Raw genomic sequence first — 22,587 nt, 5'->3', positions numbered from 1 at the left:
ACTTGTTCAAACGCCTGTTACCGGGGAGCTGAATCGATTGTGAAGGTACGCTGACCGCGGTAGAGGTTCCTTCGACGTTGCTCGAACCTGCGCTTCTGTGATTCTGAGCGAGGGGGGCTACCCTCGGGCAACAGTCTACTCGTCCTCCGGATCTAGTGAGGCAGCACTACACAGGAGAGGCTATTGCTCGGGGGGGCCCACACATCCCTCGTCTTTCGTAGGTGTCACCCCTTTTTCGGTGGCTTCCTCGCTACTCGTGTCCGCTCCGGCCGGCATCTCCCGTTCGAGCGCCTCGACTCGGTCGAGTGTCTCGCCGTGGAGCGTGACAAGCAGGTCCGAGAGCACGCCGAAGATGAGCAGTTGCACGCCGAGGATGACCCCGACGCCCGCGACGATCGCGAGGACGTTGTGGGAGATCCCGTTTGCGAACCAGTCATAGGCGACGTACGCGGCGACGAGTCCGCCCGCGAGCCCGGAGGCCACGCCCGCGCTCCCGAAGTAGAACAGCGGGTTCGAGGTCTTCGCCTGCCGGTAGATCGCCATCAGGATGATCCCCCCGTCGCGCACCGGGTGGAGGTTCGTGTTCGAGCCGTCCGGACGCGGGAGGTACGTGATCGGGACGACGGTCGTGCGGACGCCGTGGCGCGCGCACTCGACGGCCAGTTCCGTCTCGATACCGAAGCCGTCCGCCGAGAGGCGGAGGCGCTTGAAAGAGTCGACGGTGAAGGCGCGGTATCCCGAGAGGATATCGCCGAAGTCCTCGCGGTGAATGAGCGAGAACAGGCTATTGAAAATCGTGTTGCCGACGCGGTTGAGGCCGGTCATCGCGTCGTCGTGCATGTCGGCGAAGCGATCGCCGATGACGTGTTCGGCGGTGCCGCTTCGGAGCGGTTCGAGCATGGCGTCGGCGTCGCTCGCGCGGTAGGTGCCGTCGGCGTCGGCCATGAGGACGAACTCGGCGTCGACGTGCTCGCGGACGGCCTCGCGGATAGCCTGGCCCTTGCCGGAGCCCGATTGGATCTCGACGCGCGCGCCGGCATCGCGAGCGCGTTCGCGAGTGTCGTCCGTGGAGCCGCCGTCGATGACGAGGATGTTAGTGAAGCCGTGGTCGCGGAATTCCGTGACGACGTCTGCGACGGTGGCGGCCTCGTCGTAGGTGGGGAGGAGTACGCAGACGTCGTCAGTCATGTGTGTGGAGTGGTTCCGGGTGTGAGTTAGGGGTTTCGGGAACAGACAGCGGCCCGTAGTCGCGAGACTGGTAGTCACCACGCCAGTCGCCTCTGTTCATGCGAGGTCTGCGAAGATATCCCGATACCGATGGGTCGCTGCCTCGAAGTCGTAGTCGCGCACGACTTCTGCTCGCCCCTGCCGGCTCACCTCGATAAGGTCGTCCCGGTCGAGGATAGTGGCGACATCAGCCGCAATGCCCTCGGGTGATGGGTCATTCATGAGAAAGCCTGTCTCCCCCTCTCTGACCACGTCTGGGACGCCAGAGACTGGTGTCGCGTACACGGGAGTCCCACACGCGAGCGATTCCAGTATCGTCGTCGGGAGTCCTTCCGTCGGGTCAGACGGAAGGATGAGCAGGCGCATCTCGTTCAGTTCCGCAGAGACTTCATTGTGGTCGACCCAGCCGGCAAAGCTGACTCGGTCTGTCGTCGCTGTGGTCTCCAGCTCCTCAAATAGTGGACCATCGCCGATGAACCGGAAATTAGTCGACTCGGGTAGATTCTGCGCCGCCGCCAAGAGCGATCGGACGTTCTTTTCCTCGTCCAGCCGACCGACAAACCCGACGACTTCCCCCCGCGACTCGAATGGAACACGCACATCGAAAGCGTCGGTATCCACGTACCGTGCGCCGTTTGGGTACAATTTCCCGTCGAAGCGTGTCAATCCCAGTTCAGAAGCCATCGACGGCGTGTACGTCACGATTGCGTCGGCGGCGCGGTAACACACCTCCTCGAGCGCCCGGACGAGTCCCGCGAGCACACGAGCCAGCTGCGCCGGCATCCGCTGTTCCCAGTTCAACCGGAGCGTCAGCGGAACGTCTCCCCGCGGTTCGACAACAATTGTCTTCCCGATCGCCTTTGCGAACAAGACAGGGAGAAGATACGAGGTGGCTCCGAAGAACAAGACGATTTCTTCATCACGCTCGCGTATCCGCGCTGCCATCCGGAGCTGATTGCGCAGGAAGCGATACGCAGCAATGAGGATATTTGACTGACCAGCCCCGTGCTCAGATACCTCGAAAACAAGGTGATCGTCCCAGATCGACGAGTTCTCCGGAAGGTCAGCGGTCACCAGAGAGACAGTCGTAATCGCCGCAAGAACGTTCAATAGAGTCCGTGTTGCATTCTCTCCAGCAGGACTCAGCGGGTGTGTCACGACACAGACGCCCGGAAGGGGGTTTACGTCGCCAATGTCTTCGGAGTCCCCACCAGTCCAGTTGTCGCCGGATTCATTTTCGCCCTCCATTATCAACCCCACTTAGCAATACCGTACACGTACCCACAGCCGACTGCTCCTGTTAGCACCAGCAACAGCACTAACTTTTGAACTTTTGGACTGGAAGGATCACGAAACAAGCGATACAAGCGTTCGGGAGTGTACTCTCGCAGCAGGTCGCCGAGAAACTCACCCTCTTCGCCGCCCGAGTCGGGGACAAGCTGTTGCATCCCGCGTTTGGAGTAGCCCTGCCAAAACGCCCGGTCGAGCAGCCAGATTATGTCAGTTCGATATTCATATACCTTGTGTGCGACCGTCGCATTAGGATTGTACCAGACGCTCATTCCGTACTCTTTGCGAAGGCGCGCACACAGTTCCGTCTCGCCGCCCTGCAGATTCTTGTCGCCCTTGCGGCCCCCGACTTCTGCGTCGAAGCCTCCAAGATGGAGGAACACCTCTCGGTCGAAGGAGATATTCGAGCCGAATGTGTTTCGGACTGGGCCGGGGCCATCGGCGAACCCCCGATGAGTCACGCCGACAAGCCAGAAGAATTCCTCGGGGAGATAGGAGGGGCGCCCCGCAACCCAATCGGCGGTCATCTTCCCTCCGACCGCGACTGCGTCTTGCGCCTCGTAGCTCCCAACGAGTTCCTCGACCCAGTGCTTATCCGCCACAGCGTCATCGTCGATAAAGGCGACCACGTCTCCGTCGGCGAGTTCAGCACCGGTATTCCGACTCTCTAGAAGACCGACGTTCCAGTCGTTGCAGTGGGTCACGACATCGGACCTATCCCCGTACTCCTCGATCACTCTGTCGTACAGGTTATGGTTGCCGTCGACGACGATGACCAACTGCACTTCCTCATAGGACTGGTTGAGGATACTGTCCGCCGCCTCGCAAAAATCCACGAACATCGACTCCGTGTACGTGCAGAGGACGACGGAGACTTGCACACACGGTAGCAGAACCGTCTGTGGCTTACGTGTTGTGCATTCTTGTGGACGAAGTGTGGGCGACCACTTCACAAGGCTTATCCTCGTTTTCCAAGTCCATCGATGCAATGAGTCGAAGCGATAGCGACACGACCCCGGACGGTGGGAACTCCGCCACCTCCGTCCCGGGCCTCGACTACTCCTTCGCGGGGAAGTCGGCCACCGATGTCCTCGGTGACCTCTACCATATCCCGACGCTCCTCGCGATCGTCGCGTTCATGCTGTGGGTCCGCCTTCAGTCCTACAGTAACTTCATCCGCGACGGGCAGGTGTACTTCAACGGTAACGACGCGTGGTACCACCTCAGACAGGTCCGGTACACCGTCGCGAACTGGCCCTCCACGATGCCGTGGGACCCGTGGACGTACTACCCGTTCGGGACCAACTCCGGCCAATTCGGTACGCTCTACGACCAACTGGTCGCCACCGCAGCCCTCATCGTCGGCCTCGGGGCCCCCTCCGAGGCACTCGTCGCCAAGACCCTCCTCGTTGCGCCCGCGGTCTTCGGGGCGCTCATCGCGGTCCCCACCTATCTCATCGGGAAGCGCCTCGGGGGCCGCCTCGCAGGCCTTTTCGGCGCGGTCATCCTGATGCTCCTGCCTGGAACGTTCCTCCGGCGCGGACTCGTCGGCTTCGCCGACCACAACATTGTGGAACCGTTCTTTCAGGCGTTCGCGGTCGTCTCGATCATGGTCGCGCTCGCAGTCGCCCAGCGGGACCGCCCCATCTGGGAACTCGTGCAAGCGAGCGAGTGGGACGAACTGAAGCCCACTCTGTACTGGAGTGCACTCGGGGGGTTCGCGATCGGGCTGTATCTGTGGGTGTGGCCACCGGGCGTCCTCCTACTCGGTATCTTCGCCGCATACGTCGTGTTCCAAGCCGTCTCTGACTATGCGGGTGACCGATCCCCGGACCACGTCGCGTTCGTTGCGGTTATCTCGATGGTGGTTGCGGCGCTCATGGCCCTGGTTAAGTTCGAGGAGGCGACGTTCTCCCCGACCGCGATGAGCCTCATCCAGCCCGCCTTCGCGCTCGCGACCGCCGCGGGCGCCGTCTTCCTCGCGTTCCTTGCACGTCAGCTTGACGCCCGCGAGTTCGCGGACGAACGACTGAACGACGACGGGTTCGCGGCGACGGTCGGCGTGCTCGGCGCGGTCGGCGTCCTCCTCGTTATCTTCGTCGAGGCGGCGCCGTTCACCACGATCGAGAGCAACCTCCTCCGGTTCGTCGGCTTCTCTGCTACAGCGACAGCACGGACTATCGGCGAGGCCCAGCCGTTCCTCCAGTCGGGGCTCGTCCAGTACTACGGCGGCTTCGGCGTCGTCCTCGCCGAGTACGGCTTCGCGTTCATCACTGCCCTCGCGGCCGCGGTGTGGATGCTCGTCAAGCCGCTGTGGAAGCGCGGCACCACGAGCGACTACTACTACCTCGCCGGCTCGACGCTCGTCGTCTTGTTCGTGTTCGTCGGAGCGCCGATCTTCAACGACCTCGCGAGCGGGCTCGGACTCAACCCGCAGGTGGCGGGCCTCGCGCTCGTCGCGCTGCTCGTGTTCGGCGCGGCCGCGCGCGTCCGCTATGACGCCGAACACCTGTTCGTGTTCGTGTGGGCGGCGTTCATCACCGCGGCGGCGTTCACGCAGGTGCGCTTCAACTACTACCTCGCGGTCGCCGTCGCGGGAATGAACGCCTACTTCCTCCGGGAAATCCTCGCGGTTATCGGGATCGACTTCTCGGCGGACCTCTCGATGCCGGACGTGGAGACGTACCAGATCATCGCCGTGGTGCTCACGGTGCTGGTCGTCCTCGGTCCGGTGCTCGTCGTCCCGCTGTCGCTGGGGAGCACCGGCCAGGTGTCCATCGACAAGACGAACACCGCCGTCGGCGTCGGCAACAGCACCGGTCCGGGCGCAGTGACTATCTGGGACGAGAGTCTGCAGAAAATGAACAGTAACACGCCCGCCGAGGGCAACCTCGGCGGCGCCGGCAACGCCGACGAACTCGACTACTACGAAACCTACCAGCGGCCCGCCGCCGGCGACTACGATTATCCCGAGGGTGCCTATGGTGTGATGTCGTGGTGGGACTACGGGCACTGGATCACCACGCGCGGCGAGCGCATCCCGCACGCCAACCCGTTCCAGCAGGGTGCGACCTCCGCGGCGAACTACCTCCTCGCACCCAGCGAGGAGGAGGCGAGCGAGGTGCTCGCGAACATCGACGACGACGGCGAGGCCGAACAGATGCGGTACACGATGATCGACTGGCAGATGGTCACGGTCGGCTCGAAGTTCGGCGCGCCCGTCGTCTTCGACGACGACACGAACGCCTCGGACTACTACGAGCCGACGCTGCGCGCACAGGAGACCCAGCAGGGCACTCGCTACGGTGTCGCCTTCCAAGACAAGAAGCAGCGCTACTACGAGAGCATGATGGTGCGGCTGTACATGTACCACGGCAGTCGCGCCGACCCGGCGGTCCAGACGCTGTTCGGCGACCGGGTGATCGTGTTCGACTACGACACCGTTTCCGCCGAGGACGGAACCAGCTACAAGGTGCTACCGCAGGGCGAGAACGCAACCGCGGTGCGGACGTTCGCCAACGAGAGCGCCGCACAGCAGTTCGTCGAGGAGGACGGCACCGCCCAGATCGGCGGCGTCGGCGCGTTCCCGCGCGAGTCCGTGCCCGCGTTGGAGCACTACCGGCTCGTGAGCACCTCCGATACCTCGGCGTACGCCTCGAGTCAGTACCAACGGACGGTGCTGCAGGAGTCGCAGTCGCTGGGGCTGCGCCCGTCGCTGCTGCAGCAGACGCAGCCGCAGTGGGTGAAGACGTTCGAGAAGGTGCCCGGCGCGACCGTCGAGGGTGACGGCGCCGACCCCAACGAGACGGTCACCGCGACCGTCGAGATGGAAGTTCCCGAGGGCGGCACCGGCGGCAACGCGTCGACGTTCACCTACGAGCAGCAGACTACCGCGAACGAGGACGGCGAGTTCGAGTTCACCGTCCCCTACTCGACGGCCGGCTACGACGAGTACGGCCCCGAGAACGGCTACACCAACGTGAGCGTCCGCGCGACGGGCGCGTACACGGTCACCGGCGAGGTCGAGAGCAACGAGTCGGCGTACATCGTCCGCAACCAAGGGACGTTCAACGTGAGCGAGGGCGCTGTCAACGGCGACACCGACGAGACCGCGACGGTGACGCTGTCCGAGGAAGTCCTCCGTGCGCCCGAAGGCGCCCAGGAGAACGGCTCGGAGACGAACAACACGACCGACGACTCCGAGAACACGAGCTCGCTGCCCGCGGAGTTCGACTCGCTGAACGGGCTCGATTCGACGAGCGACGACCCGAGCGGCGAGTCGTTCGCGGGAACGGGTGCGACGGACGGGGCCGCACCATCGGTCCGTGCTCCGATCCGCCGACACGTCACGCCGTAGATGACGGACTCCAGCGGCGATGACGCAGTCGACGCGGCGGACGATTCGGAGGCGACCGGCTCGGCGGACGCGACCCTGATCGAACGCGACGAGGGACCGATCGGCACGTACCTCCGCGGGGTCGCGATGGGGACCGCCGACGCCGTCCCCGGCGTCTCCGGCGGGACCATCGCGTTGATCACCGGGATCTACGACCGCCTCATCGCCGCGGTCACGGCCGCCTCGCCGTCGCTCGCGCGCCGCACGATCGAGGGGCTCCTCGGTGACCGAGACCAGCTTCGCGCCGTCTGGACCGACATCGACGGGGCGTTCCTGCTCGCGCTCGGCGCGGGAATCGCCACCGCGATCCTCACCGTCACCCGGGTGTTACACGTCGCGCTGGAGACGGCCCCCGTGCTCACGTACGGCTTCTTCTTCGGGCTCATCGGCGCGTCGGCGGTCGTGCTCAGAGACGAGTTCCGCGTCGACACCGCCGGCCGGGCCGCCGCGGCCGTCGCGGGAGCGGCGCTGGCGTTCGTCGCCTCCGGGCGCGCGTCCGCGGCGCTCGGCGAGACCGCGCTCGCGACGTTCTTCGCGGGCGCGGTCGCGGTGAGCGCGATGATCCTCCCCGGCATCTCGGGGTCGCTCCTGCTGGTCATCCTCGGCCAGTACGAGCGGATGACCGAGGCGCTGTCCGTGTTCGTCGATTCGCTGCTGGCGGTCGCGACCGGCGGCCCGATGGCCGCGGCCATCGAGGCCGGGATCCCGGTGGTCGCGTTCCTCGCGGGCGGCGTCGTCGGACTGCTCACCGTCGCCCACGCGGTTCGGGCGGCGCTCGCGGCGCGGCGCGAGGCGACGCTCGCGTTCCTGATCGGCCTCATCGTCGGCGCACTCAGGGCGCCCGTCGTCCGCGTCGGCGAGGAGATCGGTGCCTGGACCGCGACGGTCGGCGGCGAGTTCGTCGTCGCGGCCGCGGTCGGCGCGCTTCTCGTCGTCGGACTCGACCGGCTCGCCGGCGGCGTCGACCTGGACTGATCGCCTCGATCGCGACCCGCGGGCGTTTTGTCCCGCCGTCGCCCAGCACCGATATGACCGACGAGGCGTCGAGCGAGTCGGACGCGACGACGACCGCGGGTCCGATCCGGGAGGTGACCGTCCGCGCGTCGGGCCACGAGCACGTCAGCGCCGAGCACACGAGCACCTTCGAGGTGACGAGCGACGACTGGCTCACGCCCGCGGGCGACTGCATCCTCGCGATCGAGGCGGACACGACTCCGGCGGACGTGCCGCGGTCGTTCGTCGAGGCGTGTCGCTCGCGGGAGGCGACGATCGTCGCCGAGTTCGGCGCCGCGGACGCGACCGAGACGGTGACGGGACGCGGCCACCCGGACCTATCGTACGAGGGCGACCGGAGCATTGTCGGACGCACCAGCGACTACGTCGACGAGCGGACGATCATGGTCGACGCCGACAAGGCCGCCGCCGACTTCGACCGACGGCTCGTGACCGCGCTGGAGCGGGGCGCACCGCTGACAGTGACGCTGCGCGTCGAACCGTAACCGGCGACCACCGGCTGACGCGGGGAGGCCGCCCGACCACCAGGCACCCAGACCGCGCGGGCGACGGTTCTTGTACGATGACGCCCGAACGGCGGCCATGTCCGACGACGAACCGGCCGAGAACATCAGCGGCGGCGACGCGGGCGGCGGCCGTCCGGCGGCGTTCGACTCGGCTGACGAGCCGGCGACGCGCGGCGAGGCCGTCGTCGACGCCCTCGGCGACCTGTACTGGCGCAAGGCCTACGGCGGGCAGGACGCCTTCGAATGTCTGGTCCGGACGGTCCTCTCGCAGAACACCAGCGACAAGGCGAGCCAGCCGGCACACGACGCGCTGCTGGCGCGGTACGGGCCGGAGGAGCCGCCCGGCGCCGCGGCGACGCGATCGGGGAGCGACGCGGGCCGCGAGCGTGGCGGATCCGAGTGGCCAGGGGATCTGGCGTCGTCGCTGGCGAACGCCGCGCGGGACGAATTGGCCGAGACTATCTCCGGAGCAGGGCTGTACAACGTGAAATCGGAGCGGATCGTCGCGCTCGCCGAGCGCGTCGTCGAGGAGTACGGCGGCGCCGACGGGTTCGACGCCTTCGTTCGCGAGGCGGACCCGGCCACGGTCCGCGAGACGCTGCTCGACATGGACGGCGTCGGGCCCAAAACCGCCGACTGCGTCCTCCTGTTCGCCGGCGGCCGCGGCGGCGTCTTTCCCGTTGACACGCACGTCCATCGCATCTCCCGCCGGATGGGGCTGGCGCCCGGGGATGCCGACCACGAGGCAGTACGGGCCGCACTAGAGGAGGCGGTGCCGCCCGAGAAATGCGGCTTCGGCCACACCGCGATGATCCAGTTCGGACGTGAGTACTGTACCGCCCGCGACCCGGCCTGCCTGAAGCGACCGGAGGCCTGCCCGCTGTACGACCTGTGCGACCGGAGGGGTGTGGACGAACTCGCCGGGGAGGCAGTCGACCCGAGCGAGGCGGTCACCGAGGAGTGAGGGCGCGACGCCGTCGAAGGGACGATCCTCAGGCGAGTTCGGTTCGGATCGCCTGTTCCGCCCGGCCTATCGCCTCCTGCACGCGCGGGTACAGCGCCACTACCGACGAGTCGTCGTACCCCCCGAGGTCCTCGCTGAACAGCACGTCGAGCGCCTCCTCCAGCGCCGCCGCCGCACGCGACAGCCGGTCGTTCGCGGACTGGGCGTCGCCGCGCTCGGCGGTCGCCGTCGCCGCGTCGACGTCCTCCAGCGCGGCCGAGAGTCGATCGACGACCTCGTCGCCGCCGCGGTCCTGTCGTGCGAACTCGCTCGCCAGATCGAGGAGGGCGGACAGTTCCGCACGGAGCGTCCGCGCGAGGCTCGCCTTCCCCGTCCCGACGGTCTCGCGGACCGCCTCGCCGGCGTCGTCGAAGTCGGCCGGGGCGACGCGGTACGCGCCGGGGCGACCCTCACTGTCGACGACGGTGACCGTGTAGTGGCCACCGCGGTGAACTGCGACGGCGAAGCGGTCGTCCTCCACGGGGGCGCCGTCGTAGACGACACCCGCGTAGTCTTCGACGACCCGGACGTGCGCGACTCCGGCGGCGTCACGGCCGTCCCCTCGGATCCAGCCGGCGTTCTCGCTTGCGACGACCGTCAGATCGCCCGCCGAGCCGGCCTGGAGGAGTCCGCCGTCATGGTCGAATCCGACAGCCAGCGGCGCGATCCCCGGGCCGTTCACGGTGAGCCGGTGTTCGCCGGGCGCGACGTGCAGGTAGCCGAACGCACCCGCCCTGGTGACCGACGCGACCGGGTCCTCGCTCGCGAGCTGCGTGCACAGTTCCACTGGGGGCTGACGGAACGAGACGGTGATCGAATCCGCGAGTGCGTCGCGCGCGCCGTCGCTCACGCGGTCGAGGGCCCCTTCGGCCCCGGTCTGGAGCAGCCGCACCCGTCCGACGACGCGGTTTCGTAGTCCCGCGGGCGACTCCCCGTCGATGCGCTGCCGGTGGGCGGGGTCGGTGACGTCCGCGAGGGGGTCAGTGAACCGCTCCTGCTCCCAAGGGATGCCGACCGACGTGATGTGGCTCGCGAGTTGATCCTCCACGAAACCGGGAATCGCGAACTCGAAACTCAACTGTGGGCCGACGAAGTCGTCGATGGCGTCGCTGACGACCTCGATCGGTTCGAGCGCGTACGTCGCGTCCCCCCCGGTCGCGCTCTCCGGGTGGGTGAAAACGAGTCCGGGAACGCGAAGCGGCAGCGATTCGGGCGGCCGAGGGAGCCCGCGCCAGTCGGTCACGGTGACCGCCGCGTCGATGAACCCCGCCGGGCCGACCGAGAGGTCCGGGTGGTCGTCGAGGCGGTGCCCGTCGAGTTCCGGCATGACGAACGGGAGCCGCGCCCCCTCGTCGCGCGGGAGTCCGTAGGCGAACCGTGCCAGTTCACCCGACGCGACGTCGACGAAGTCGTTCGACACGTCCGAGTTCCAACTCCCGCCCGCGAGTCGCTCGAAGGTCGGGACGCGCCCGTTGACCTCGCTCGCGCTCGAGTGAGAACCCACCTCCGCGAGGACGCCCGGGCGAGTCCCATCGGGGAGACCGGGATCGAGGAACTCGTTGTTCGGAACCGACCGCGAGTGCGCGCTCGCCGACAACAGCAACGGCCGGCCGGACTCGCGGTCGACGAACACCTGCAACAGCTCCCAGTCGTGCCAGTGGAAGTTGACGGTGAACTGATCGAACACGGAGTACTGCCAGTACTGGATCGCGTCGACGCCGTCTGCGGCCTCGACGACGTTGTAGAACACCGTCGGGGCCGGCGGCGCGCCCGTCGCTGTGAACTCGGCCGTGTACTCGTCGAGCGCGGTGAACCCGTCGACGACCCGGCCGTCCGCCGTCTCGATCACGTAGGGGCGCGGATCGGTGGGGAACCACTTCTCCAACCGCCCGTAGTAGAGGTCGGGCGCGTACCGCCGGACCAACGCGGGCACCTCGTCGGTCGACGCTTCGGGCGGTGTCTCGGTCGGCTCTGTCGCCGGCTCCGTCGCGTTCGGCGTGGGGGTCGCAGACGGCGTCTCGGCCGGCGGCGCTCCGGCCGGGCGCGAGGCGCGCCACGCGCCGGCGACTCCAGCGGCGCCGAGCACCCCCACACCCGCGATCCCGAGGAGCCGGCGACGGCGCTCGTCGAGGCCGGTCCGCTCCGAGGTACCGTCTGGGACGGGGCCCTCGGTGACGCGCTCTGGCGCGGGTTCGTCGTCGGCCGGCTCCTCGACGGGCGGGTCGTCGTCCGCCCCTGGGTCTGGGACCACAACTACTCTGCACAGTTCACGTCGAGAACCGGTAAATACCTGTCTGCGGTCCCGCCGACTTCGATTCCGGAGAGAACGCGCCGGAGCGACCCCGAACCGACGGCGGTTCGAGCAGCCTCGCGCGCCTCAGTCGACAGAGCACTCGGCCTCGGGGACGCCCTCAACGGGCGCCTCCGACTGCTCGTAGGTGGTGTCGCCGGGAGCGGCCGACAGCATCGGCAGCGAGAGCGTGTAGTCGAACGCGAGCCCGAACCGCGAGAAGGGGTCGGTGAGGAACCCCTCGGGGTCGCCGACGCCCGCGAAGACGACGCCGGTCCGGAGGCTGATCACCTCGTACTCGCCGGTGTGGCCGACGGCGGACATTCCGAGCGCGCCTTCACCCCCGAGGTTCGTGAACAGCGACGTGTAGATCGACAGGTCGATCGTCGGGCCCTCGGTGCCGACGTCGAGGTCCCGTCCGTCGCCGAAGCAGTCCTCGGGCGCGGCCGCGGCGGGCGCGACGACGGGCCCCCCGAGGGCCGTCAGCGACACGAGGAGCGCAACGGCGACGCGGACCGGGATCCGGTGGCTCACTGGCAACGATTCGGCGGTCGAAGTGAAAAAGTCCACCGCGCCGGCTATTTTCCGTGATATCCCGTCCCCTCGCGGTCGATCCCTTCGATGAGGTACGCCGCGCTCGCGGGGTTGGTCGCCAGCGGCACGTCGTGTACGTCGCAGACGCGCAACAGCGCGGAGATGTCCGGCTCGTGGGGTTGAGCGGTCAGGGGGTCGCGCAGGAAGACGATGCCGTGACAGTCGCCGTCGGCGACCTCCGCGCCGATCTGCATGTCGCCGCCGAGCGGTCCCGAGGACTTTCGCTCGACCGTCAGGTCGGTTTCCTCGTTGAGCCGCTTGCCGGTCGTTCCCGTCGCGAGCAGGTCGTGCTCGGCGAGCGTGTCGGTGTACTCGCGAGCGAACTCGACGAGCATCTCCTTCTGTTCGTCGTGGGCGATGAGCGCGAGGCGCATACCAGTCTCTCGACGGGACGGAACTTGAGTACCGGCGGTGATCGGTCGACTGACCGTGAGCGTCCAGGGACCGATCCGAGACCACTCCGTGTTGGACCGCGAGCGAGGGCCGGCAGGCCCGAGCGAGCGGTGTTGGCATTCAGGAAATCTTCGATTTCCCGTCAGCAGCAGGAACGGGTTTTGGCCGGGGGTTCCCGCAGGCCGCCGAAGGCGGCCGAGGAACTCCCCGGTCAAAAGCGGTTCACTTGAACCGGAACGTCTCCAGGTTCTTCGGGGCGAACGTTCGCACGTTGTACTCGTGGTACAACGCCGACGAGAAGTCCTGCACCGAGCGCTCGTCGCCGTGGACGCACAGCACCTTCTCGGGGCGCGGGTTCATCGTCTTCACGAAGTTCTCGAGCCCCTGTCGGTCGGCGTGGCCGGAGAAGCCGTCGACGACCTCGACTCCCATCCGCAGGGAGATGGTCGACTCGCGGCTGCGGTCGCGCGGGTCCTGCACCGGAATCTCGTCCCAGCCGTTCTGGATGCGACGCCCGAGGGTTCCCTGCGCCTGGTAGCCGACGAAGGTGAGCGTGGAGTGCTCCTCGCCGCCGAGGTGGCGCAGCCACGACATGATCGGGCCGCCGGTCATCATCCCCGAGGTGGAGAGGATGATGCAGGGGCCGCCGTCGGCGACCTCCTGTCGCTCGTCCTCGCCGCCGTCGATGTGGTTGAACTGGTCGGCGAGGAAGGGGTTCTCGTCCTCGTGGAAGATCCGGTCACGGAGGTCGTCGCGCAGGTACTCGGGGTACGTCGAGTGGATCGCCGTCGCCTCCCAGATCATCCCGTCGAGGTGGACCGGCATCTCCGGGATCTTGTCGGTGCGCATCGCCTCCTCCAGCACCATCATGATCTCCTGGGAGCGCCCGACCGCGAACGCCGGGATGAGCACTTTCCCGTCGTCCTCGTACGTCTCGTTGATCACCTCGACCAACTTGCGCTCGGAGTCCTCCTGATCCGTCTGGTAGTCGTTGCGGCCGCCGTAGGTGGACTCCATCACGAGCGTCTCGACGCGCGGGAAGTCGTTGACCGCGCCGTTGAACAGCCGCGTGTCGTCGTAGTGGATGTCGCCGGAGAACGCGACGTTGTAGAGGCCGTCGCCGATGTGGAAGTGCGACACCGCAGAGCCGAGGATGTGCCCCGCGTTGTGGAACGTGAGCTTCACGTCGGGGGCGATGTCGGTCACGTCGCCGTACTCCAGCGGGATGGTGTGTTTGATCGCCTCTCGCACCTGCGCCGACTCGTACGGCGGCGTGCGCCCCTCCTTGCTCGCCACGTCGAGGTAGTCGAGCGTGAGCAGGCCCATCAGGTCGCGCGTTGGCTCCGTACAGTAGATCGGGCCGTCGTAGCCGTACTTGAACAGCAGCGGAATGAGCGCCGAGTGGTCGAGGTGGGCGTGGGTGAGCACGACCGCGTCGATGTTCTGTGCGCCCGCGCCCAGCGCCTCGGGCACCTGGAGGTACGGCACCTCGCCCTCCGCGCCGGGCTTGTCGCCGCAGTCGACGAGGATCCGCGTCTCGGCGGTGTTGAGAATGAACGAGGCGCGCCCGACCTCACGGCAGCAGCCGAGGGTCGTGATGCGGACCCACTGCTCGTCGGCCATCTCCTCGCGGTGGATGGTTCGGCCGACGCGCTCGAGGATGTCGCGGCGCTCCTCGCGCTCCTGCTTCAGGAAGTTTCGAACGTTCGAGACGGTGGAGGACTCGATGGGCGGCGTCCGAACGACCTCGGGCGTCCAGCCGACCTCCTGTGTGATCTCCCGGAGCGTCGAGCCGCGGCGGCCGATGACCATGCCGGGCTTCTCGGCCTCGATGACGACCTCTCCGGTGTCCTCGTGGAAGTCGAGGTCGGTGACCCCGGCGTCTCCGGGGATGATCTCTTCGATCTTCGTCTCGGCCTCGCGCGGATCGGAGAGCACGTCCGGGTGCGGTCGGACGGTGATCCGCTTTCGGAGCTTGGACGCGAGCCGTCGGACCAGGTCGCCGTCCTGGGCGAATTCCTTCGGGTGACGCGTGTAGACGACCAGCTCCGGGCCCTCGTACTTCACGTCGGTGACGGAGATATCGTCGGGGATCTCCGATTCGATCTGTGCTTTCGTGTCGGCTAACTGCTTCTCGACTTGACTCATATGTGAGAGGATCGTCGCGGGTCCCGGAGGGCGCGGCTGTCGGACGCGACGCCCTCGGGTCGACTGTGAGTTGAAGACTGCATGCGTACGGGACGCTCCGTTGTAGCTGCCCTCGTGGGCGACGGAAAACCCGCTTATCACCCCGTATCCCCCGCGCGTTATAAAACCCTTCGCAAACCCCTACCAGGGGGCGGTCCGAACGGCCCGTATGCGACTCACGCCTGCGACTGTGGCCGCGGAGCGGGATCGACTCCGCGAGCGCGCCCCCGCGGTCGTCCCCCTGCTCAACGACACGCGGACCGCGCTGGGCGAGTTATTCGACACCGAGGTCGACGCGGTCACCGACGAGCAGTACCGCCGCGAGGTCGACCGCGTGTTCACCGACGGCGACCGCGCGGTCAACGTCGCCGCCCTCGCCGGACTCCTCCGCGACCTCGACGTGGAGGGAGACTACCCCGGGTTCGTCGTCGACGAACTGCTCGGCCGACAGCTCGCGTCGACCATCGCGGGCGGCCAGCCGCTCGCGCTGCTGGCGGAGGCGACGTTCCACTTCGCGGATACGCGCGTGGACGGCGCCGCCGACAGCGACACGGCCGGCGCCGACGACCTCGACGCGGCGCTTGCGGCTGGCTTCCAGACCAGACTGCCGGGCTGGTCGTGGCGCGAGGGCGACAGTCCGTTCGCGGTCGAACCGACAGCGAGCGACGATCTGTGACCGCACCGCTCGGCCCCGCGGCCGCCCGCGAGGCCCTTCCCGAGGCGACGCTGTGTCACATCGTCGACGGCGATCGGACGCTTCTGATCCGCAAACAGCGCGGCGTCGGCGCCGGGAAGCTGGTCGGTCCCGGGGGAAAACTCGAGGGCGAGGAGACGCCCCGCGAGTGTGTCGTTCGCGAGGTCCGCGAGGGGCTCGACATCAGCGTCCACGATTCCGGAACGCGCGGGCGCGCTCGCCTACTGGGCCGACGACTGGTCGGCCGTCGTGCACGTGTTCCGCGCGACGGCGTACGACGGCACGCCGACCGAAAGCGAGGAGGCGATTCCGGTGTGGGTGCCCGTCGGCGACCTCTCGACGGGAGAGATGTGGGCGACCGACCGCGAGTGGCTGCCGGCAGTGCTCGACGGCGACCGATTCCGGGGGACGTTCCGCTACCACGACGGGGAGCCGCGGTACGTCGATGTGAAGACCGGCGTCGACGCGCTCGGACTCGGTCGACCGTGACAGCGGTACACACGCCGGGGGAACCCTCTTGTCCGCGGCGGCGGTCGACCCGACTATGAGCGCTGCTCGCCGCGCCTCGATCGCGGTCCGTTGTCGTCGTCGCGAGCGGCGCGTCCGCGTTCCGACCCCGCCGCGTGGCGCCTAGCCACGCACTCACTTCTCACCCTTCGCAGGCCGATCGCACCGAGTTTAAGACGGCAGTCCGATATCCACGAGTATGAGCGAACACGAATCCGCCGACTCCGGCGACGACGCCCAGGAGTTGGGGATCACGAAGTCGAAGGAGTACGAGACCGGCGAGTGGTACGCCGAGGTGGTGAAGAAGGCGGGGCTCGCGAACTACGCGCCCGAGGGAATGTCCGGGTTCATCATCACTCGACCCCGCGGGTACGCGCTGTGGGAGCGCCTCCAGGGCTTCCTGGACGCGAAGTTCAAGGACACCGGGGTGCAGAACGCCTACTTCCCCATGTTCATCCCCGAGTCGTACCTCGAGGCCGAGAAGGACATCGTGGAGGGGTTCGACCCCGAGGTGGCATGGGTGACCCACGGCGGCCATGAGGAGCTCGAGGAGCGCCTCGCAGTCCGGCCCACCTCCGAGTCCATCATCACGCCCTACATCAGCCAGTGGGTCCGGAGCCACCGCGACCTGCCCCTGCGTGTGAACCAGTGGTGTTCGGTCGTGCGCTGGGAGGCGACGGAGACGAAGCCGTTCTTCCGCACGAAGGAGTTCCTCTGGCAGGAGGGGCACACGGCTCACGCCGACCGCGACGACGCGTGGGAGGAGACGCTGACCCGGCTCGAGCAGTACGAGTCCGCCTACCAGGACTTCCTCGCGATCCCCGTCCTCCGCGGACAGAAGCCCGACCACGACAAGTTCCCCGGAGCGGACACGACCACGACGGTGGAGGCGCTGATGCCCGACGGCAAGTCCGTGCAGGGCGGCACCTCCCACTACCTCGGAACGAGCTTCGCCGAGGCGTTCGACATCACCTTCTCCGGGGAGGACGAGGAGGAGCGGCTCGCCCACACCACCTCGTGGGGGTTCTCGTGGCGCGCGCTGGGTGCGCTGATCATGACTCACTCCGACGATCAGGGGCTCGTTTTGCCCCCCACCGTCGCGCCCACGCAGGTCGCGATCGTCCCCATCTGGCAGGAGGAGACGAAAGACGAGGTGCTCGAGTACGCCGAGGGCGTCGCCGACGAACTGGAGGAGGCTGGGATCCGGGTCGAACTCGACGACCGCGACACGCGTAACCCCGGCTTCAAATTCAACGAACACGAGCTCAACGGCGTGCCCGTCCGATTCGAGATCGGCCCCTACGAGGTCGAGGACGACGAGATAACCGTCGTCCACCGTCCCGACGGGGCGGAGTCGACTGTCGACCGCGACGGCGTCGCCGGGGCGGCCCGCGAGCACCTCGACGAGGTGTACGCGAAACTGTACGCCGCCGCAGAGGAGAACCTCGACGGCGAGGTTCGCGAGGCCGACTCGCGCAACGAGATCCTCGGCACCATCGGCCAGCACGGCGGCTACGTGAAGGCGCCCTGGTGTGGCGACGAGGCCTGCGAGGGAGAGATCAAAGACCAGATCGCCGCCGAGATCGTGATGATCCCCTTCGAGGAGGACGACGAGCGCCGCGGGACCGACCACGACGACGCGTGTGCCGTCTGCGGCGACGACGCGACGCGGACGGCGTACTTCGCGAAGTCGTACTGAGCTCCGAGGGTCGGCGGACGCCTTCGCCGATCGCCGCGATCTCCGCCGACCGCTCCGGTCGCGCGTTTCGTTATTCCACCGAACGATCACTCGACGGTGAGTCCCAGCGCGCCGTCTCGCGATCGAGAACGTTCACGGTCGTCCGAGGACATACAGTCATCCTATATCATCCTAATATGCCAATAACACACCCTTAGCCGTTTAGGGTCAACCCTTTACCCGGGCCTCGTAAACAGACAGGCATGACTGAGCCGGACGCGTCGGCGCGCGTCGGGGGCCTGGCGGACCCCACTGACGAGCGCTCGAACTGTGGTGTGGGCGCCGTCGTCGACCTCGACGGCGGGCGGTCACACGAAGTAGTATCGGACGCACTCGACCTGCTGGAGAATCTCGAACATCGAGGCACGACGGGGGCAGAACAGAACACCGGAGACGGTGCCGGAATCATGATCGAACGCCCCGACGAGTTCTTCGAGGCCGTCGTCGGCGACCTCCCCGAGACGTACGCGGTGGGATCGGTGTTCATGCCGACCGACGACGTCGCGCGCGAGGAGTTGGAGGCGATGTTCGAGGAGACGCTCGCGGCCCACGGCCTCGACGCGTTCGCGTGGCGCGACGTGCCCACCGACGCGGCGGGCGCCGACCTGGGGAAGACCGCGCTCGACGCCGAACCAGACGTTCGACAGGTGTTCGTCGCGCCGACGGCGGACGACGACATCGACGAGGAGACGTTCGACCGACGGCTGTACGTTTCCCGGCGCGCCGTCGAGTCGGCCGCCGAGGACCTCGCGGGCGAGCGCTTCTACGTCTGCTCGCTGGACCGCCAGCGCGTCGTCTACAAGGGGCTGCTGAAGGCCGATCAGATCGACGCCTACTACCCCGACCTGCGCGACGAGCGCCTCGACTCGGGCGTCGCGCTCGTGCACGCGCGGTTCTCGACGAACACGCTGGGCGCGTGGCACCTCGCGCACCCGTACCGCAACGTCGTCCACAACGGCGAGTTCAACACGATCCAGGGGAACGTCAACTGGATGCGCGCCCGGCAGTCGGACCTCGCGGACGGCGGCTTCACCGACGAGGAACTCGACGCCGTCCGCCCGATCATCTCCGACCCGAACCAGTCGGACACCGCCTCCGTCGACGAGACGCTTGACCTGCTGTTGCAGGGCGGGCGCGACCTCCCGCACGCGCTGCGGATGATGATCCCGGAGGCGTACCGGAAGGACGACGCGATGAGCGAGGAGCGCCGCGACTTCTACGACTACCACGCCTCGCTCGTCGAGCCGTGGGACGGCCCCGCGCTCGTCATCGGCTTCGACGGCGACCGCGTCGCCGGCGTGCTCGACCGCAACGGACTGCGACCGTGTCGATACGACGTGACCGCCGGCAACCGGCTCGTGATGGGCAGCGAGGTCGGCGCGCTCGAGCACGACCCGAGCGAGGTCAAAGAACGCGGTCGCCTCCGCCCCGGCGAGACGTTCGTCGCCGACCGCAGCGAGGGTCGCGTCCTCGACGACGGGGAGGTGTTCGCCGACCTCACCGACGCGAAGTTCGGCGAGTGGGTCGACGCCGAGCAGCGCGACCTCGCCGACGTGACCGCCGAGACGGACCCGTCGCCGGAAACCGGACCGGGCGACGCCCTCCGAAGCAAGCAGGCGGCCTTCGGCTACACGACCGACCAGCTCAACCACCTTATCGGCCCGATGGCCGAGCAGGGGAAGGACCCGGTCGGGTCGATGGGAGACGACACCCCGCTGTCTGTGCTCTCGGGGTTCGACCGCCCGCTGTTCACCTACTTCAAGCAGCTGTTCGCGCAGGTGTCGAACCCGCCGATCGACTACATCCGCGAGGAGCTGGTCACGTCCCTGGAGACGCGACTCGGCCCGCAGCGCAACCTCCTCGGCGAGACCCCGGAGCACGCGCGGCAGGTAGTAAACGAGTCGCCGATCCTCACGGAGGCGGAGACCAGGACGCTGCAGGACCTGGGAACGGCGACCGACGGGGATCTCGCGTCGGTGACGCTCGACATGACGTTCGATCCCGATGCGGATCTGGAAACGGCCGTCGCGGACCTCCGCGCGGCCGCAGCAGCGGCGGTCCGCGACGGCGCCGACGTGGTCGTCCTCTCGGATCGCGACATGGGTCCCGACCGGATGCACGTCCCGAGCCTGCTGGCGACGGGCGCCGTCCACCACCACCTCGTCCGCGAGGGACTGCGCGCCCGCGCCGGGCTCGTCGTCGAGTCGGGCGACCCCCGCGAGGTCCACCACGTGGCGTGTCTCGTCGGCTACGGCGCCGGCGCGGTGTGTCCGTACCTCGCGTACGACACGGTGCGCGACATCGTCGCGGGCCCCGACGGCGCCGACGAGGAGGAGGCGCTCGGCGCCTACCGCGACGCCCTGGAGATGGGCCTGCTGAAGACGATGGCGAAGATGGGCATCTCGACGGTCGAGTCCTACCAGGGTGCGCAGATCTTCGAGGCGGTGGGCCTGGACTCGGGTCTGGTGCGCGAGTACTTCGAGGGCACCGAGATCCGGACCGAGGGGATCGGCCTCCCCGAGATCGAGTCCGACCTCCGCGACCGCTACGCGGTCGGCTTCGGCGACGACCCGCAACTGGAGACGCAAGGCGAGTACGAGAACCGCTCCTCGGGGATCAAACACGGCTGGAACCCCCACTCGGTGAACGCGCTCCACACCGCCGTCCGCGAGGGCGACCGCGAGGCGTGGGACGAGTTCTCTGCGCAGGTGAACGACCCCGACGAGCCCGCGGAGCTTCGCAACCTCCTCGACATCGACAGCGATCGCGACCCGGTCCCCGTCGATGCGGTCGAGGCCGTCGACGAGATCGCGAAACGATTTTCGACGGCCGCGATGAGCCTCGGGAGCCTCTCGCCCGAGCAACACGAGAACAACGCCATCGCGATGAACCGGATCGGCGCGAAGTCCAACACCGGCGAGGGCGGCGAGCCGCCCGAGCGCTTCGACACCGAGCGCGGCTGTAGCGTGAAGCAGGTCGCCTCCGGGCGCTTCGGCGTCACGTCGAACTACCTCGCGAACGCCGAGGAGATCCAGATCAAGATGGCGCAAGGCTCCAAGCCCGGCGAGGGGGGCCACCTCCCCGGCGCGAAGGTGAACGAGTACATCGCGCACGTGCGCTACTCGACGCCTGGCGTCGGCCTCATCTCGCCGCCGCCGCTGCACGACATCTACTCCATCGAGGACCTCAAGCAGCTCATCTACGACCTGAAGGCGGCCAACCCCGAGGCCGACGTCAACGTGAAACTCGTCTCGGAGGCCGGCATCGGCACCATCGCCGCCGGCGTCGCCAAGGCCGAGGCCGACGTGGTCCACATCTCGGGCCACTCCGGCGGCACCGGCGCGTCGCCGAAGACCTCGATCAAGAACGCCGGTCTCCCGTGGGAGCTGGGCGTCGCGGAGGCGAACCAGATGCTGCGGGCGACGGGACTGCGCGACCGCATCACCGTCTCCGCGGACGGCGGGCTCAAGACCGGCCGCGACGTGGCCGTCGCCGCGCTGCTTGGCGCCGAGGAGTTCGCGTTCGGGACGGCCGCGCTCGTCTCCTCAGGCTGCGTGATGGCCCGGCAGTGCCACCAGAACACCTGCCCGGTCGGCGTCGCGACCCAGCGCGAGGACCTGCGCGACCGCTTCCCGGGCGAGCCCGAGCACGTCATCAACTACATGCAGTTCATCGCCCAGGAGCTGCGCGAGATCATGGCCGACCTGGGCTTCACCTCGGTCGACGACCTGGTCGGGCGCGTCGAGTGCCTCTCCCAGCGCGAGGTCGACCACCCGAAAGCCAGCAAGCTCGACCTGTCGGCGCTCATCGCCGAGCCGGCCGACGACGGCCCGCGCCACAAGGTGCGCGAGCAGGACCACCCCGACCTGGCGGAGGCACTCGACTGGGAGCTCCTCGACGAGCTGGGCGACAGCGTGGAGACGGGCGAGCCGGCCGCGCTCGCGGCCGACGTGGATAACACCGACCGCGCGGTCGGCGCGACGCTCTCGAACCGCATCTCCGACGCCCACGGCGAGGACGGGCTCCCCGCGGGCACGCTGGATCTGGACTTCCGCGGCGAGGCGGGCCAGTCGTTCGGCGCGTTCCTCGCCCACGGCGTGGACGCCCACCTCGTCGGCGCCGCCAACGACTACGTCGGCAAGGGCCTGTCGGGCGGAACGGTCGTCGTGCAGACGCCCGAAGACGCCGCCTTCGAGCCGGACGAGAACATCCTGATCGGCAACGTCGCGCTGTACGGCGCGACCGACGGCGAGGCGTACGTTAACGGGATGGCCGGCGAGCGATTCGCCGTGCGCAACTCCGGGGTGAAGGCGGTCGTCGAGGGCGTCGGCGACCACGGCTGCGAGTACATGACCGGCGGCGTCGTCGCGGTGCTGGGCGAGGTCGGCCGCAACTTCGCCGCGGGGATGTCCGGCGGCGTCGCGTACGTGCACGACCCCGACGACGACCTGGCCGCCAAGACGAACCCCGGGATGGTGAGCCTGAACGAAGAGCTGACCGACCAAGACGAGGCGATGCTCCGCCGACTGGTCGAGAACCACCTCGCGCGCACCGGCAGCGACCGCGCGCGAGAGCTGCTCGACGACTGGGAGTCGGTCGTCGGCGCGTTCACGCGTGTCCTGCCGGACGCGTACGCCGAGGTCATCGCGGAGGGCCGCGGCGACGACGTGCGCGAGGAACTGCCCGACGCGGCCGAGACCGGCACCGCGACCGCGGAGTTCGGCGCCGGCGTGGTGGGAGACGACTAG

At 68.0% G+C, this 22,587-nt stretch carries 15 protein-coding genes and 1 pseudogene; 9 read left to right on the top strand and 7 right to left on the bottom strand.

Annotated elements, in window-relative coordinates; genetic code table 11:
• Positions 1-180 precede the first annotated feature (180 nt).
• The 3 genes from aglJ to aglG form a co-directional block, all read right to left on the bottom strand.
• Positions 181-1,188, bottom strand: coding sequence for an S-layer glycoprotein N-glycosyltransferase AglJ (aglJ, locus tag P0Y41_RS14215; protein ID WP_284061964.1), 1,008 nt, complete (start codon positions 1,186-1,188; stop codon positions 181-183).
• 96 nt (positions 1,189-1,284) lie between these two features.
• Positions 1,285-2,421: a glycosyltransferase family 4 protein gene (locus P0Y41_RS14210; RefSeq protein ID WP_345783213.1), complete on the bottom strand. Its 1,137-nt coding sequence runs from the start codon at positions 2,419-2,421 to the stop codon at positions 1,285-1,287.
• A 56-nt stretch (positions 2,422-2,477) separates the two neighbouring features.
• On the bottom strand, positions 2,478-3,398 hold the full coding sequence (aglG, locus tag P0Y41_RS14205) for a glucosyl-dolichyl phosphate glucuronosyltransferase (protein WP_284061962.1): 921 nt from the start codon (positions 3,396-3,398) through the stop codon (positions 2,478-2,480).
• Between the two features lie 107 nt (positions 3,399-3,505).
• Between aglG and P0Y41_RS14200 the strand changes: the two genes are divergently transcribed.
• The 4 genes from P0Y41_RS14200 to P0Y41_RS14185 all read left to right on the top strand — a co-directional run bounded on the left by P0Y41_RS14200 (position 3,506) and on the right by P0Y41_RS14185 (position 9,397).
• Positions 3,506-6,874, top strand: a complete 3,369-nt coding sequence (locus P0Y41_RS14200; protein ID WP_284061961.1) for an oligosaccharyl transferase, archaeosortase A system-associated — start codon at positions 3,506-3,508, stop codon at positions 6,872-6,874.
• Positions 6,875-7,000: 126 nt separating this feature from the next.
• Positions 7,001-7,888 (top strand): DUF368 domain-containing protein, encoded by an 888-nt coding sequence (locus tag P0Y41_RS14195; RefSeq protein WP_284063426.1) that lies wholly within the window; start codon positions 7,001-7,003, stop codon positions 7,886-7,888.
• A gap of 53 nt (positions 7,889-7,941) precedes the next feature.
• Positions 7,942-8,412: a DUF371 domain-containing protein gene (locus P0Y41_RS14190; protein ID WP_390215402.1), complete on the top strand. Its 471-nt coding sequence runs from the start codon at positions 7,942-7,944 to the stop codon at positions 8,410-8,412.
• 97 nt (positions 8,413-8,509) lie between these two features.
• On the top strand, positions 8,510-9,397 hold the full coding sequence (locus P0Y41_RS14185) for an endonuclease III domain-containing protein (protein WP_284061960.1): 888 nt from the start codon (positions 8,510-8,512) through the stop codon (positions 9,395-9,397).
• Positions 9,398-9,425: 28 nt separating this feature from the next.
• On the opposite strand, the gene P0Y41_RS14180 is transcribed toward P0Y41_RS14185, so the two are convergent.
• From P0Y41_RS14180 to P0Y41_RS14165, 4 genes are all read right to left on the bottom strand, one after another.
• Positions 9,426-11,687: a hypothetical protein gene (locus P0Y41_RS14180; RefSeq protein WP_284061959.1), complete on the bottom strand. Its 2,262-nt coding sequence runs from the start codon at positions 11,685-11,687 to the stop codon at positions 9,426-9,428.
• A 126-nt stretch (positions 11,688-11,813) separates the two neighbouring features.
• Positions 11,814-12,260 (bottom strand): DUF7332 family protein, encoded by a 447-nt coding sequence (locus tag P0Y41_RS14175; protein ID WP_284061958.1) that lies wholly within the window; start codon positions 12,258-12,260, stop codon positions 11,814-11,816.
• 44 nt (positions 12,261-12,304) lie between these two features.
• Positions 12,305-12,694 carry a methylglyoxal synthase gene (locus P0Y41_RS14170; protein WP_284061957.1) on the bottom strand — a complete coding sequence of 130 codons (390 nt, stop codon included), beginning with the start codon at positions 12,692-12,694 and terminating at the stop codon, positions 12,305-12,307.
• A 241-nt stretch (positions 12,695-12,935) separates the two neighbouring features.
• Positions 12,936-14,861: a beta-CASP ribonuclease aCPSF1 gene (locus tag P0Y41_RS14165; protein ID WP_284061956.1), complete on the bottom strand. Its 1,926-nt coding sequence runs from the start codon at positions 14,859-14,861 to the stop codon at positions 12,936-12,938.
• Between the two features lie 208 nt (positions 14,862-15,069).
• Between P0Y41_RS14165 and P0Y41_RS14160 the strand changes: the two genes are divergently transcribed.
• The 5 genes and pseudogenes from P0Y41_RS14160 to gltB all read left to right on the top strand — a co-directional run bounded on the left by P0Y41_RS14160 (position 15,070) and on the right by gltB (position 22,587).
• Positions 15,070-15,576, top strand: a complete 507-nt coding sequence (locus P0Y41_RS14160) for a DUF7984 family protein (RefSeq protein ID WP_284061955.1) — start codon at positions 15,070-15,072, stop codon at positions 15,574-15,576.
• Positions 15,519-15,731, top strand: a pseudogene (locus P0Y41_RS18035) (hypothetical protein); the annotation flags it as partial. The gene P0Y41_RS14160 and the pseudogene P0Y41_RS18035, both read left to right, overlap by 58 nt.
• A 13-nt stretch (positions 15,732-15,744) precedes the next feature.
• Positions 15,745-16,083: an NUDIX hydrolase gene (locus P0Y41_RS14155; protein ID WP_284061954.1), complete on the top strand. Its 339-nt coding sequence runs from the start codon at positions 15,745-15,747 to the stop codon at positions 16,081-16,083.
• Between the two features lie 217 nt (positions 16,084-16,300).
• Entirely contained in the window at positions 16,301-17,800 is a 1,500-nt protein-coding gene (gene proS, locus P0Y41_RS14150; protein WP_284061953.1) for a proline--tRNA ligase, read from the top strand.
• 242 nt (positions 17,801-18,042) lie between these two features.
• Entirely contained in the window at positions 18,043-22,587 is a 4,545-nt protein-coding gene (gene gltB / locus P0Y41_RS14145) for a glutamate synthase large subunit (protein ID WP_284061952.1), read from the top strand.

Source organism: Halobaculum halobium, from assembly GCF_030127145.1.
In the GTDB taxonomy this organism is placed as follows: Archaea; Halobacteriota; Halobacteria; order Halobacteriales; family Haloferacaceae; genus Halobaculum; species Halobaculum halobium.
Note: the sequence above shows the minus strand (reverse complement) of the source record. Positions and strands in the feature narration are given on the sequence as shown.

Bases quoted from the DNA above. Each gene is read 5' to 3' on its own strand.
- aglJ (WP_284061964.1), bottom strand. From the start codon at position 1,188: ATGACTGACGACGTCTGCGTACTCCTCCCCACCTACGACGAGGCCGCC.
- P0Y41_RS14200 (WP_284061961.1), top strand. From the start codon at position 3,506: ATGAGTCGAAGCGATAGCGACACGACCCCGGACGGTGGGAACTCCGCC.
- P0Y41_RS14195 (WP_284063426.1), top strand. From the start codon at position 7,001: ATGGGGACCGCCGACGCCGTCCCCGGCGTCTCCGGCGGGACCATCGCG.
- P0Y41_RS14190 (WP_390215402.1), top strand. From the start codon at position 7,942: ATGACCGACGAGGCGTCGAGCGAGTCGGACGCGACGACGACCGCGGGT.
- P0Y41_RS14185 (WP_284061960.1), top strand. From the start codon at position 8,510: ATGTCCGACGACGAACCGGCCGAGAACATCAGCGGCGGCGACGCGGGC.
- P0Y41_RS14170 (WP_284061957.1), bottom strand. From the start codon at position 12,694: ATGCGCCTCGCGCTCATCGCCCACGACGAACAGAAGGAGATGCTCGTC.
- P0Y41_RS14165 (WP_284061956.1), bottom strand. From the start codon at position 14,861: ATGAGTCAAGTCGAGAAGCAGTTAGCCGACACGAAAGCACAGATCGAA.
- P0Y41_RS14160 (WP_284061955.1), top strand. From the start codon at position 15,070: ATGCGACTCACGCCTGCGACTGTGGCCGCGGAGCGGGATCGACTCCGC.
- proS (WP_284061953.1), top strand. From the start codon at position 16,301: ATGAGCGAACACGAATCCGCCGACTCCGGCGACGACGCCCAGGAGTTG.
- gltB (WP_284061952.1), top strand. From the start codon at position 18,043: ATGACTGAGCCGGACGCGTCGGCGCGCGTCGGGGGCCTGGCGGACCCC.